Genomic DNA, 12172 nt, shown 5'->3' on the forward strand with positions numbered 1-12172 from the left:
ATTTTATTAAAGGCATGTTTGTAGAAGCAGCAATTTTTGTAGATCCAAACAAAAAAATTGCGATGCCCAAAAGTGCAACTTTAAAAAATGATACCCATTATTTTGCATTGGTTTTAAAGAAAGAAAAAATAAGATTCTTTATTTAGAAAAAGTTTTGTTGGAAGTTGGTGCTACAAATGAAGATTGTATTGAAATTCTAAATCCAGAGGTATTAAAAAATAAGTCTTTTATCAAAAAAGGGATCTCTTTGTTTAGTGAAATTTAATTTTTTAAAATAAGGCTATATCATTTTAATTATTGTTATTTTTATAAAAAAATAAAACATGAAAAAACTAGCCCTTTTTGTAACAATTGTATTTATTTCTTTAAATATTATTGGTCAGGAAACCGAAAAAAAATATCCACAAGATCTTAATAAGAAATATGAATTAAAGCTGAATGCCTTTAATTTAATTGTATTTAATTCTTTAGATGTTTCTTTTGAAAAATTAATTAACAAGGATCTCTCTTTTGGAGTTTCACTTTTTTATAATTTTACAGATATTGTAAATGCTGATGTTTATATTAATAGAAAATTTTCTTTAACACCTTATTATCGTTGGTTTTTTAATGAATCTAGATTCGCAAGAGGTTTTTTTGTTGAGGGATTTGGAATGTTAAACACACAACACGATTATTTTTACAATACTAATAACTCAAGCTCAGTAGAGTATCAAACTGGTTTTGCTTTAGGAATTTCTTTAGGTGGCAAATTTGTAACAAAAAATGGTTTTACTACAGAAGTTCTATTAGGTGTTGGTAGAAATCTTATTTCTGAAAAAAATAGAGATGATTTTATAGATACTAATATTGTAGGTAGGTTTAGCATTTCTTTAGGTTATAGATTTTAAGAGATAATTTAGTAAGTTTGTTATAAATTAAAAACAATGAAAAAAATAATTTTAGTTGCTACATTTTTAATAAGTGCTTTTAGTTACGCACAACAAGAAATTAAATTAGATGTTGCAGATGCTATTGGTATAAGAAGTTTAGAGTTTTCTTATGAAACTTATATTAATGATGTAAGTTCTTTTGGAGTTTCTGCGTTATTTAACCTTACCAAACAAGACGCAAAATTTAGATATAATGAAAACATAATGATGACACCTTATTTTCGTCATTATTTTACCTCAGAAGCACAATGGAATTTCTTTGGAGAAGGTTTTCTGGGAGTCAATACAGGTAAAAAAGAATCTATAGCCGATTCTGGCACTTACGATTTAAAATATACTGATGCTGCTTTAGGAGTTGCTATAGGAAGCAAATACATTGCAGAAGGTGGTTTAACTATTGATGCTTATCTTGGTTTGGGTAGAAATTTATTCGGCTCTAACTCACCAATTTTAGTTCCAAGATTAGGTTTAAATGTTGGTTGGAGATTCTAAAAAAAATAAAAAAGCCAGCTTATGCTGGCTTTTTTATTTTATGATATCACTTCCTCTTTTCTAATTGGAAGATTCTGTATTAAATCTATATATAAGTTTACTTGTTTTTTTAAGTCTTTACGCTCGTAAATAGCATCTAAAAATCCATGTTCTAATACAAACTCAGACTTTTGGAAACCTTCTGGTAGATCTTTACCAGTTGTGTCTCTTACAACTCTTGGGCCTGCAAATGCAATTAATGCGTTTGGTTCTGCAATATTAATATCGCCCAACATTGCATATGATGCTGTTGTGCCACCTGTTGTAGGATCTGTACATAAAGATATGTAAGGTATTTTAACGTCTGCTAATTGCGCTAATTTAGAAGATGTTTTAACCAACTGCATTAAAGATAAGGATGCCTCCATCATTCTTGCACCACCAGATTTAGAAACCATTAAAAATGGTATTTTATTTTTGATTGCATAATCTATAGCTCTTGCTATTTTTTCTCCAACAACAGAACCCATAGAACCTCCAATAAAAGCAAAATCCATAGCTGCAATCACCAAATCTTTCCCTAAAGATTTACCAACTGCTGTTCTTACAGCATCGTTTAATTTTGTTTTTTCTTGTGCTGCTTTTAAACGATCTGGATAATTTTTGGTGTCTTCAAATTTTAATGGATCTTTAGAGGTTAAACTTTCGTTTAATTCTGTAAACTTATTCTCATCAAAAAATAATTCAAAGTATTCTTTACTACCAATTCTTACATGATAACCATCTTCTGGACTTACATATAAGTTTCTTTTTAACTCTTCTGTATCTATAATTTTACCACTTGGGGTTTTATACCACAAGCCTTTGGGTGTATCTTTTTTATCTTCTGTAGAAGTTTGAATACCTTTATCTGTTCTTTTAAACCAAGCCATATTAAGTATATATTTTAATTTTTTGCTTACTTTTTTAAAGCAATAAATGAGCTACAAATGTAAAAGTTTTTTCTTTAAAAATACTTTTTTAAAGCGTGTCTTTATAAAACACAATTGATTTTATTCCTTATTTGTTCATAAAAAAAGCATTTTGATTTTCAATCAAAATGCTTTTTAAATATGTAAAATGTGTGTACTATAAAGTATTTACGTTATTTAAGTCTTCAAAAGCTTTCTTTAAACGCGCTTTAAAAGTTTCTTCTCCTAAACGTAACCATTTTCTAGGATCGTAGTGTTTTTTATTTGGTTGATCTGCTCCTTCAGGGTTTCCAATTTGTGTTGCTAAATAATCTGCTTTTTCTTGCATATAGTCACGAATTCCTTCTGTAAATGCAAATTGTAAATCAGTATCAATATTCATTTTAATAACACCATACCCAATAGATTCTCTAATTTCTTCTAGGGTAGATCCAGATCCACCATGAAATACAAAATCAATGTGATTTTCTTCAACCCCGTATTTCTTTGTAATAAATTCTTGAGAATTTTTTAAGATTTTTGGTGTTAATTTTACGTTTCCTGGTTTGTAAACTCCATGTACGTTACCAAATGCTGCTGCAATAGTAAATTGTGGAGATACTTTTAATAGTTCTTCGTAAGCATAAGCTACTTCTTCTGGTTGTGTGTATAGCTTAGAAACATCTACATCAGAATTATCTACACCATCTTCTTCTCCACCAGTAATACCTAACTCAATCTCTAAAGTCATCCCCATTTTACTCATTCTTGATAAATAGGTTTTACAGATTTCGATATTTTCTTCTAAAGGCTCTTCAGATAAATCTATCATGTGTGAGCTATAGAGAGGTTTTCCTGTTTCTTCGAAATGTTTTTCTGATGCGTCTAATAAACCATCAATCCAAGGTAATAATTTTTTTGCACAGTGGTCTGTATGTAAAATTACTGGCACTCCATAAGCTACGGCTAATTCATGAATGTGTTTTGCACCTGCTACTCCACCAGCAATTGCTGCCTGTTGCCCATCGTTAGAAAGTCCTTTACCTGCGTTAAACTGAGCACCTCCATTAGAAAATTGAATGATTACTGGAGCGTTTAAATCTCTAGCTGTTTCTAAAACGCTATTAATTGTATTAGAACCGGTTACGTTTACTGCTGGTAATGCAAATCCTTTTTGTTTAGCATAGTTAAAGATATCTTGCACTTCTTTACCTGTTGCTACACCTGGCCTTATATTGTGACTCATAAATTGTGTTTTATATTGTTGATTTTTATTGACCTCAAAAATACTAAAAATAGCTGCTTTTAACTTTGTAGTTTACAAAAAATAACGAAAACGTTATAGACTTTAGTTCCAGTTTTATTAAAAAGGGTAGTTGATACCTATATTATAAACAGCACTTCCAAAATTAAAGTTTTTAAACCATTTACCTTGCTCTAAATAAGGTTCGTAAGTTTTAAAACCTACATCAAATCTTAAAACAAAAAAGTTTAAATCGTATCTAACTCCTAGGCCTGAGCCTATGGCAATTTCTTTTAAAGACTCAAGACCACTAAATTTAGATGCATCGTCTATAAATTTAGATCTAGAAATATCCCAAATATTTCCAGCATCTAGAAATAGGGCTCCTTTTAAGCTTCCAAAAAGATTGAAACGATATTCTGCACTAGTTAAAAATTTAAAACTTCCTACGTTAAATTCTAATCCAGTGTTTCTACTACCAGGTCCTAACTCATAAGTTTGCCACGCTCTAATATCATTAGAACCACCTGCAAAATAACTTCTTGTAAATGGTATATCTGAATTATCATAAGTAATAATTGCGCCTAAAAAAGATCGAATCCCAAAAACAGCGTTTAATCCAACGTCCCAAAAACGTTTGTATTCTATATCTGTTTTAAAATATTGCGCTAAAGGAATTTTAAACAAGGTTTTTTTACCATTTGCATTATAATTATTTGACAATAAACCCAATAAATTACCTGAATTTGCAACTCTCGCTTTAAAAAAGGTAAAATTATTGTCTTTAAAATCTATTTGGTTATTATATGTATATGAATAAGCAATTATTGGTATTAAAAAATCTGAAGTAACTATGTTATACCTGTTCTGAATATTTAATACAGTGTCATAATCATCAGGATTTGTTGTTTGAAAACCTGTATTATTAGCCTCAACCTCTCTAATAAAATTTAACGCCTCAGTAGATTGCACATTTAAATCTGTAGATAAAGGAGAAAAATTAGTGCCATTGATTGCATCGTAATTTTGGCCAACAGTATTTAGATTTCTAAATTCTGAACTATAAATATCGAAAAAACGATTTACGTTTAAATTTTGAATATACTGTGTGTTAAAAATCTCTAACTGCATGGTTTTTTTACGATTATACTGCCACCTATAATCAGATAAAAAGGTAAAAGTTTGCCTATCTAAACCAATATTTTTTTGAAAACTAGAACCTAAAGAAAATAAAGTTCTTGGATTCATTCTCTTTGGCACTAATTTGTTTAATCCAAAAGGGGCTAAAAATCTTGGTATTTCTAAAGATGCGTCTGCACCAACCTCCCAACCAGGGCCATTTTGGGCATTAAAGTAAGAACCTAAAAAAGAAAATTTTAATATTTCTGCGCCTTTAAATGCATTTCTATTGGTTAATGAAAACTTTGCAGAAGTACCAATTTCTCTAATATTAGAGTGTGTTAACTCTGTTTCGAAACCTAAAGTGTATTTATCTCTTGGAGACAATTTTAGATTCATTTTGAAAGCATCATCTGTACCAGAAATTGGAATAAATTCTATAATAGTAGACTTAAAATTTTTAAGTGATTTTAAGTGGTTTCTGGTTAAATTACTTAAAGTGTCTTTATAAATATCACCTGGGTTAAAAAAGATAGACTGTGCTAAATACTTAGGGTTGTATTTTAATTTTTGATGCGCTAAAAAATTGATTCCTTTGTATTGTAGGGTATCTTGATATACTTTGCCTTTTTGCGTGTAAGAATAATCTGTTACAACATTGATTTCTTTTATTGTATGTACTTTATAATCTCTTTTAACAAATTTATTGTTTACTTCTTTAAAACGATCTTTCGCTATTAAAAACGCTACATTTATTTTATGGTCTGTTCTAGTAGAATCTACATAAAAGCCTAATGCAGCTTCAGAAAAATAATAAACACCATTGTTTTTAAAGAGTTTAACTATGTTTTTGGCTTCGTTTCTAAAAAGTTCATCATTGTATTGAGCTCCTTTTTTTAATAAACTTGTTGTTTTAGAAGCTTTATAGATAGAATCTAAAACAGGCGATTCTATATGTACTTTTATCGTATCTAATAAAGTAGGTTTTCCTAAAGTTACATGATAGTCTACAGTGGCTTTTTTATTACCATCCCTATTAATGGTTTCCTTTACTTTAGAATCGAAATATCCTTTATTTTTATAATAAGCCCATAAATTATCTGCGGTTCTTTTTACTTTATTTTCGTTAACTATAACTGGGCTATCATAACTTAAAAACCAATTATTTAAGTTTATAAATGTGTTTGCGTAGGCAATACTTTGTTTTTCTGAAAAAATATTTTTTATAAATTTATATTTATTAGGATTTTCCTTTCCCCACTCTGATGGGGTTTTTGACTTATCATGATTGCCTAAATTATGAAAATACAAGCCAAAAGGTAAATTTAAAAACCTGGAATTGGGTTTTTGAAGAATATACTTCTGAAGCTCTGAGCTTTTATTTCTAACACTGTCCACATAAATATAATTTTGTGTAAGCATGTGTTTATCTTCTGCAACATGTTTTGTAGAGTTACATGCGCTTAAAAACAAAAAGAATAAAAAGTAAAAAGAAAGTTTTTTCATTACTTTAGCAATACATTCAACCTCAAAAATAACATTTTTCAAGCGTTTATTTATAAATAGATACATTTAATGAGTATTTCTAAAAATCAACTAAAATTAATAACAAGTTTATCGCAAAAAAAGTATAGAGAAAAGCATCAATTATTTATTGCTGAAGGTATAAAAGTGGTAAACGAATTGCTAAATTCTAACTTTACAGTATATAGCCTATTTTGTACCGAAAATTTTGAAACAATGACAGCTGTAGATAAAATTACAATTGTTTCCGAAAATGAGTTAAAAAAAATTAGCTCTTTAAAAACGCCAAATAAAGTTTTAGCTTTATTTAAAATACCCGAAAAAAAATCACCTAAAAGTTCAGGTTTAATTGTTGCTTTAGATGTTATAAACGATCCGGGAAACCTGGGTACCATTATTCGTTTATGCGATTGGTTTGGTGTGCAACAATTAATTTGCTCTAAAGATACTGTAGATTGCTATAATAACAAAGTTGTACAAGCAAGTATGGGCTCTTTAACTAGAGTTACCATCAATTATGTAGACTTATATGATTATTTAAAGGATTCAAAATTACCTGCTTTTATTGCAGATATGAATGGAGAAAATGTTTACAAAAGCGACTTACCTAAAGAAGGTGTTTTAATAATGGGAAATGAAGCTAATGGGGTTTCTGAAACAATTAAAAAATTAATTTCTCATACAATTTCTATCCCAAGATTTGGAGAAACACAAGAAACCGAAAGTTTAAATGTAGCGACTGCTACTGCAATTTTATTGAGTGAGTTTTCTAGAAATAAAATTTAAAAATCTTAAACTTTAAATTTACTCGAAAGCAAAGTTTAAAAATATACCTCTAGTTCCCATAAAATTAATAGGTGATGTCCATTGACTGTTTGGATCATCATCGTATTTAATTTCGTTGTTAAATGCAAAAAAACCACGAATGGAAGGAGAAAATTTAAAGTAATACAAGTAAAAATCTAGACCTATACCAACTTCGTACATAAAGTTGTGGGTTGTCATTCTAAATTGTCCTGCAGAGTTATCATCTTGATTTGCCTCGTTACTAGAAAAGTTGTAGTTGTAAGAAACACCCGTTAATAAATAAGGACGTATATTTTTATACCTATCTGTACTAAATTTAAAAACCAACGGTATGTGTAAATAAGTAGATCCAATTTCTCTAATACTATCTTGTGGGTTAGATGATGTGTTTAGATGATTGAACAGTATTCTTTTAGAATTACTTACCAAACCTGGTTCTAGACGTAAATTTAAGTTTTTATGTAATTTGAAATCTGCTATTAAACCCACATTAAAACCTGCTGTTGGTTCTACTGTTATGTTGGCATCTGTAACATTACTTTCTCTTAGGTTTAGTTTAAAATCGTTTTGATTTATCCCAAAATAAAAACCATAATGCAAAGGTTTTCTATCAAAAGTAGGTAAATATTCTACACGTTCACTTTGCGCATAAAATGAAATGCTTGTTATCAAAAAAAAAGAAAAAAAAAGACTTCTTTTACTCATAATTACTTACGTGCTGTGTAAATTGTAGCAACACCAAAAGTTACAGGATTATCTTCTGTATATGTAAACCCATTTTTTCTCAAAATATTGTTAAAGGACTCTCCAAAAGGAAAAGAATTTGCAGTTTCAGACAAATAAGAATAAGCTGCTTTATCTTTAGAGAATAATTTACCAACTATTGGCAAAAATACACTTGTATATAATTTATAACCTTGTTTGAATGGAAATTTTGTTGGGTTTGAAGTTTCTAAAATTACCAAAACACCAGTAGGTTTTAAAACTCTAGCAATTTCTTTTAAACCTTTATCTAAGTTAGCAAAATTCCTAACGCCAAAAGAAACTGTAATGGCATCAAAAGTATTGTCTTCAAATGGCATTTCTTCAGAATCTCCAACTACCATTTCTATTTTATCTGATAGCTTTGCTCTAGCTATTTTTTGCTTGCCAACTTCTAACATACCTTCAGATATATCTAAACCAACAATTCTATCTGGGTTTAAATTAGACATCATTAATGCTAAATCTCCAGTACCAGTTGCAATGTCTAAAATTTGTTTTGGATTGTTTTTGCTAACAATTTCAACAACTTTTTTACGCCATTTTACATCAATCCCTAACGAAATTACTCTATTTAAACCATCGTAATTACCAGAAATAGTATCAAACATTTGTGCTACCTGTTCTTTTTTACCTAATGCTGAATCTTTGTATGGGTTTATTTTTTCTGCTGACATATTGTTTTGGTTTCGGCTTAAACTTGTTTTTAACCATTTATTGCCACAACTTCATTAATTTGATTGGGCAACATTTCTTTTAACAAATTTTCTATTCCGTTTTTTAAAGTTGCTGTAGATGATGGGCAACCACTGCAAGCACCTTGTAAAATTACGCTTACTACTTTGTTTTGCTCATCATAAGATCTAAAGGCAATATTACCTCCATCACCGGCTACTGCTGGTTTTATATATTCGTCTAAAATATCTACAATTTGTGCTGCAGTACCTTCTAAAGCTATGGTTGGTTTTACAGCCTTATTTTCTGCTGATGTGATAGCTTCTTCTTTTGGTAATTCTTTAATGATAATTTTACCTGCTGCTAAATATTCTCTTATAAAAGTTCTTACTTCTCCGTAAACCTCATCCCATTCTACCATATCATATTTTGTAATAGATATGTAATTGTCTGAGATAAAAACTTGTTTTACAAACGGAAAATTAAAAATAGCTTGCGCTATAGGCGATGACGCACTTGCTTCATCTATATTTTTAAATTCTACATCTGTTTGTGTTAATGCTTTATTGGTACCAAACTTCATTACTGCTGGGTTTGGCGTAACTTCTGCATATACTTCTATAGCTTCTTTTTTAGAGGTTGTTTGCTCGTTTACAACTGCGTTACCATTATTTATATAAGCTGCTATTTGTTCTCTTACTTCTTCTTGAACCTCTTCCCACTCCACGATATCAAAGCGTTGTATGGCAATAAAATTGGCGGTTACAAATACCTTTTTTACAAATGGTAAATAAAACAATTGTTGTGCTAAAGGAGAGTTTTTAGCTTCATCTATATTATTAAATTCGTAACTACCTCCATTAATTAAAACACTAGTACTGTTGTATTTAATAATAGTATTATTGGTTGTTTCTTGTATTGTTATTTTAGTTTCTGACATCTGCTAAAAATTGAATTGCAAAATTAAGGCAAAAAAGATAAATACTATTGTATAATTGAGATAAACTTTAAGACGTTACTTTAATGATTTTTTACAACCATTTAAGTAACGTCTTAATCATAAATTTTGTTTATTTTTTTATAGATTGATGGTTACAGTACCTGTAAAAACTTTATTACTAATTGCCAACTCTGTAGAATTTACAGAGGGAAACTGTGGGTACGAATTATAGAAAGCGGTTCTGTTATTATCGCTGTAAGAAAAATCTATTTTAAAGTTACCAAAGTTATAACCTCCACCAAAAGAATAGCCCTGTAAATTATCTGAATCTAAAGCTGTTTTTAATGGATCTTGTTCAAATTTATAACCTCCTCTAACGCTAAATCTATCAAAACGCCATTCTGTACCAATATTTAATGCATAGACATTTCTTAACTCATTTTGAAAAAACTGATTTTCTCCAGAAAAATCTGCATCAGATAAATTCATATTTGTAAAGTTTTTGTTTGAATAATCTACACTTAACAAACCACTTTTACCAAAAATTAAGGCAGCACTTGCTGTTAATTTACTTGGTGTTTTTAGCCTATAAATAAAATTTTGAGACGGAAAATTTCCTCCAGCAGTATTATCGTATATAACATTGTCATTACTTACAACAATTTCTGTATCGCCCATATAACCTTCATTATTTACAATATTAGATTCTTCTAAAACTTCTGTAAACCATGTGGGTGTTTGGTAAGACAAACCAAATCTAAAGTTTTTACTTGCTTTGTATATAAAACCGGCGTTTAAAGAAACTCCTGCACCAGTTACAAAATTTTCTTGATACAAATTAGCATCTAATGTATTACCATTTCCATCATTATTGAACTCTGTTAAAGTAGCACGTTGTCTAAAATTTAAATCGTAAAAATTTAAACCACCACCTACATATAATTTATTTTGATGAACCGCAGAAAAAGCTACGCTTACTTCATTTAATTCGCCTGTGTAATTATTCCGAAAACGTTGTTCTTCTGCTACATTATAATCTATCGTTGGTGTATTATTATCTAAAGGAAAATCTCTAAAAGTTGCAATACCACTATTACCAACAGCACTAAACCCGTTGTTATAATCTTTTTTCATTCTATAATTAAAACCTATGGCAAATTTTTCCCATTCAGAATTATAAGCACTTCTAAAAACTAATACTGCACCCGCTTGCGTTAAATTTAAAAATTGGTTTTGGTTATTTCTAGAAGTACCATAATAATTACTAATAATATCTGTATTTCTAGAATTAAAACTACCAGAAAAAGCACTATTATTAAAAACAGCTATACCTGCTGGGTTTATATTTATTGAAGAAATATCTCCACCTAATGCTCCAAAAGCACCACTCATAGACGTAAAACGTGCTGTACCATTTGCATCATTTTCAGAGAACAATAATGCCAAATCTTGATATCCTAATGATTGCGAAAAGGATGTAAGAGTTACTGCGAACAAAATCGCAAACGTTATTAATTTTTTCATTTTTATGCTTTAATAGATTATAATTAAATGTTTAATTTCTTCTTCTAGATGAAGATGAACTTCTTGTAGAAGAACTTCTACTACTTGTTGCTCTTGAAGAAGAGCTACTAGAAATTGAAGGCCTGTATGAACTAGTGCTTCTTGTAGAACTAGTACTTCTTCTAACAGAACTAGATGTAGAAGGCTTGTAAGTACTTCTACTATTAGTAGCATTTCTATTAACACTACTTATATTATTGGTTCTTCTAGAACTAGATGAAGAACCCCTAGAACTGCCCGAACTTCTTCTTGTAGAAGATGAACTTCTTCGTGTACTAGAAGATGATCTTCTAGTTGTATTACCAGAGCTTCTTCCAGTGGTTGACGAACTTCTTCTTGTTGTAGTAGAACTTCTCCTAGTTGGATTAACAGTTCTAGAGTTCCTCCTTACAGTAGATGAATTATACCTAGAAGTACTTGTACTTCTTCTTGAACTTATAGGAGATCTTCTAGTAGTAACTCCATTTCTTCTTGTACTATTATTATAGGCAACTCTTCTTCCAAAAGTTGTATTTCTAATATATCTATCATTAAATCTATTATTTCTATCCCAGTTGTTATAACCTCTGTTCCAACCCCAATTGTTCCAGCCCCAGCCTAAAGCAAAGTTGTTATGGTATGGGTACCAATAAGGATTCCAGCCCCATCTATTTCTAAATCTCCAATCATTCCAACCCCAATGATTCCATCCGAAGTTATTATAGCCCCACATTCCAAAAGCTGGATTGTAAAAATTATTCCAGTATGGATCTACAACATTTACATTTACAATAACGTCATTAGAGTTATTTCCCCAAGATGGGTTTGTATTATAATTTAAACCATCTTCTACATATAAAGTATCTGCAGTATGATATGTATCTACGTCTGTAAAAATATCATTATTATTTACATTCTCTAAACGCTCAAGTTCTTGTGTAAAATAATTAGTGTTGTAGTCTTCATATTCTCTTTCATTTACAACAATAACTTTTTTTGTGGGTCGGTCATCTCCATAAATACCATCATCATTATATACACTTTGATAAGTACCACAAGAAACAAGCAACAAATTTGCTATTATAAATAATGCTACTGAATTAAATCTGTTATTTTTATGTGATAATTTCATATTTTTTTGTTTTAAGAGAAACAGTAACGAAATAAATGTTATCAAAAAATTAAAACTTTACTTGGTCTATAACCT

The 12172-nt window shown here is 29.7% G+C and carries 11 protein-coding genes; 3 read left to right on the plus strand and 8 right to left on the minus strand.

Annotation, left to right across the window (positions count from 1 at the left end):
- The first annotated feature begins 323 nt into the window (after window positions 1-323).
- A complete protein-coding gene (locus tag AC2D6T_RS09400) occupies window positions 324-890 on the plus strand; it encodes a DUF3575 domain-containing protein (protein ID WP_438989519.1) in 567 nt (188 codons plus the stop codon).
- Between the two features lie 36 nt (window positions 891-926).
- Complete coding sequence (locus tag AC2D6T_RS09405; RefSeq protein ID WP_298947628.1) at window positions 927-1424, plus strand: DUF3575 domain-containing protein; 498 nt, start codon at window positions 927-929, stop codon at window positions 1422-1424.
- Window positions 1425-1462: 38 nt separating this feature from the next.
- Here the strand turns inward: AC2D6T_RS09405 and accD are convergent, their stop codons facing one another.
- The 3 genes from accD to tamL form a co-directional block, all read right to left on the minus strand.
- Window positions 1463-2335 carry an acetyl-CoA carboxylase, carboxyltransferase subunit beta gene (gene accD, locus AC2D6T_RS09410; protein ID WP_298947627.1) on the minus strand — a complete coding sequence of 291 codons (873 nt, stop codon included), beginning with the start codon at window positions 2333-2335 and terminating at the stop codon, window positions 1463-1465.
- 196 nt (window positions 2336-2531) lie between these two features.
- Window positions 2532-3599 carry a class II fructose-bisphosphate aldolase gene (gene fbaA / locus AC2D6T_RS09415; protein WP_298947625.1) on the minus strand — a complete coding sequence of 356 codons (1068 nt, stop codon included), beginning with the start codon at window positions 3597-3599 and terminating at the stop codon, window positions 2532-2534.
- A 117-nt stretch (window positions 3600-3716) separates the two neighbouring features.
- Entirely contained in the window at window positions 3717-6221 is a 2505-nt protein-coding gene (gene tamL / locus AC2D6T_RS09420) for a translocation and assembly module lipoprotein TamL (RefSeq protein ID WP_484681311.1), read from the minus strand.
- A 69-nt stretch (window positions 6222-6290) separates the two neighbouring features.
- Between tamL and AC2D6T_RS09425 the strand changes: the two genes are divergently transcribed.
- Window positions 6291-7025, plus strand: coding sequence for a TrmH family RNA methyltransferase (locus AC2D6T_RS09425; protein ID WP_484681312.1), 735 nt, complete (start codon window positions 6291-6293; stop codon window positions 7023-7025).
- An 18-nt stretch (window positions 7026-7043) separates the two neighbouring features.
- On the opposite strand, the gene porT is transcribed toward AC2D6T_RS09425, so the two are convergent.
- The 5 genes from porT to AC2D6T_RS09450 form a co-directional block, all read right to left on the minus strand.
- Window positions 7044-7751, minus strand: coding sequence for a type IX secretion/gliding motility protein PorT/SprT (porT, locus tag AC2D6T_RS09430; RefSeq protein ID WP_347186515.1), 708 nt, complete (start codon window positions 7749-7751; stop codon window positions 7044-7046).
- Window positions 7752-7753: 2 nt separating this feature from the next.
- Window positions 7754-8485, minus strand: a complete 732-nt coding sequence (ubiE, locus tag AC2D6T_RS09435) for a bifunctional demethylmenaquinone methyltransferase/2-methoxy-6-polyprenyl-1,4-benzoquinol methylase UbiE (RefSeq protein WP_484681313.1) — start codon at window positions 8483-8485, stop codon at window positions 7754-7756.
- 29 nt (window positions 8486-8514) lie between these two features.
- Window positions 8515-9423, minus strand: coding sequence for a NifU family protein (locus AC2D6T_RS09440; RefSeq protein WP_298947614.1), 909 nt, complete (start codon window positions 9421-9423; stop codon window positions 8515-8517).
- 138 nt (window positions 9424-9561) lie between these two features.
- Window positions 9562-10947, minus strand: a complete 1386-nt coding sequence (locus AC2D6T_RS09445) for an OmpP1/FadL family transporter (RefSeq protein WP_484681314.1) — start codon at window positions 10945-10947, stop codon at window positions 9562-9564.
- A gap of 31 nt (window positions 10948-10978) precedes the next feature.
- Window positions 10979-12097, minus strand: a complete 1119-nt coding sequence (locus AC2D6T_RS09450) for a hypothetical protein (protein WP_484681315.1) — start codon at window positions 12095-12097, stop codon at window positions 10979-10981.
- Window positions 12098-12172: the final 75 nt, after the last annotated feature.

This window comes from Polaribacter sp. YIW18, assembly GCF_057219325.1.

Coding starts and splice junctions, on each gene's coding strand:
- AC2D6T_RS09445 (WP_484681314.1), bottom strand. CDS start 10,947: ATGAAAAAATTAATAACGTTTGCGATTTTGTTCGCAGTAACTCTTACA.
- AC2D6T_RS09425 (WP_484681312.1), top strand. CDS start 6,291: ATGAGTATTTCTAAAAATCAACTAAAATTAATAACAAGTTTATCGCAA.
- tamL (WP_484681311.1), bottom strand. CDS start 6,221: ATGAAAAAACTTTCTTTTTACTTTTTATTCTTTTTGTTTTTAAGCGCA.
- fbaA (WP_298947625.1), bottom strand. CDS start 3,599: ATGAGTCACAATATAAGGCCAGGTGTAGCAACAGGTAAAGAAGTGCAA.
- AC2D6T_RS09440 (WP_298947614.1), bottom strand. CDS start 9,423: ATGTCAGAAACTAAAATAACAATACAAGAAACAACCAATAATACTATT.
- AC2D6T_RS09400 (WP_438989519.1), top strand. CDS start 324: ATGAAAAAACTAGCCCTTTTTGTAACAATTGTATTTATTTCTTTAAAT.
- porT (WP_347186515.1), bottom strand. CDS start 7,751: ATGAGTAAAAGAAGTCTTTTTTTTTCTTTTTTTTTGATAACAAGCATT.
- AC2D6T_RS09405 (WP_298947628.1), top strand. CDS start 927: ATGAAAAAAATAATTTTAGTTGCTACATTTTTAATAAGTGCTTTTAGT.
- accD (WP_298947627.1), bottom strand. CDS start 2,335: ATGGCTTGGTTTAAAAGAACAGATAAAGGTATTCAAACTTCTACAGAA.
- AC2D6T_RS09450 (WP_484681315.1), bottom strand. CDS start 12,097: ATGAAATTATCACATAAAAATAACAGATTTAATTCAGTAGCATTATTT.
- ubiE (WP_484681313.1), bottom strand. CDS start 8,485: ATGTCAGCAGAAAAAATAAACCCATACAAAGATTCAGCATTAGGTAAA.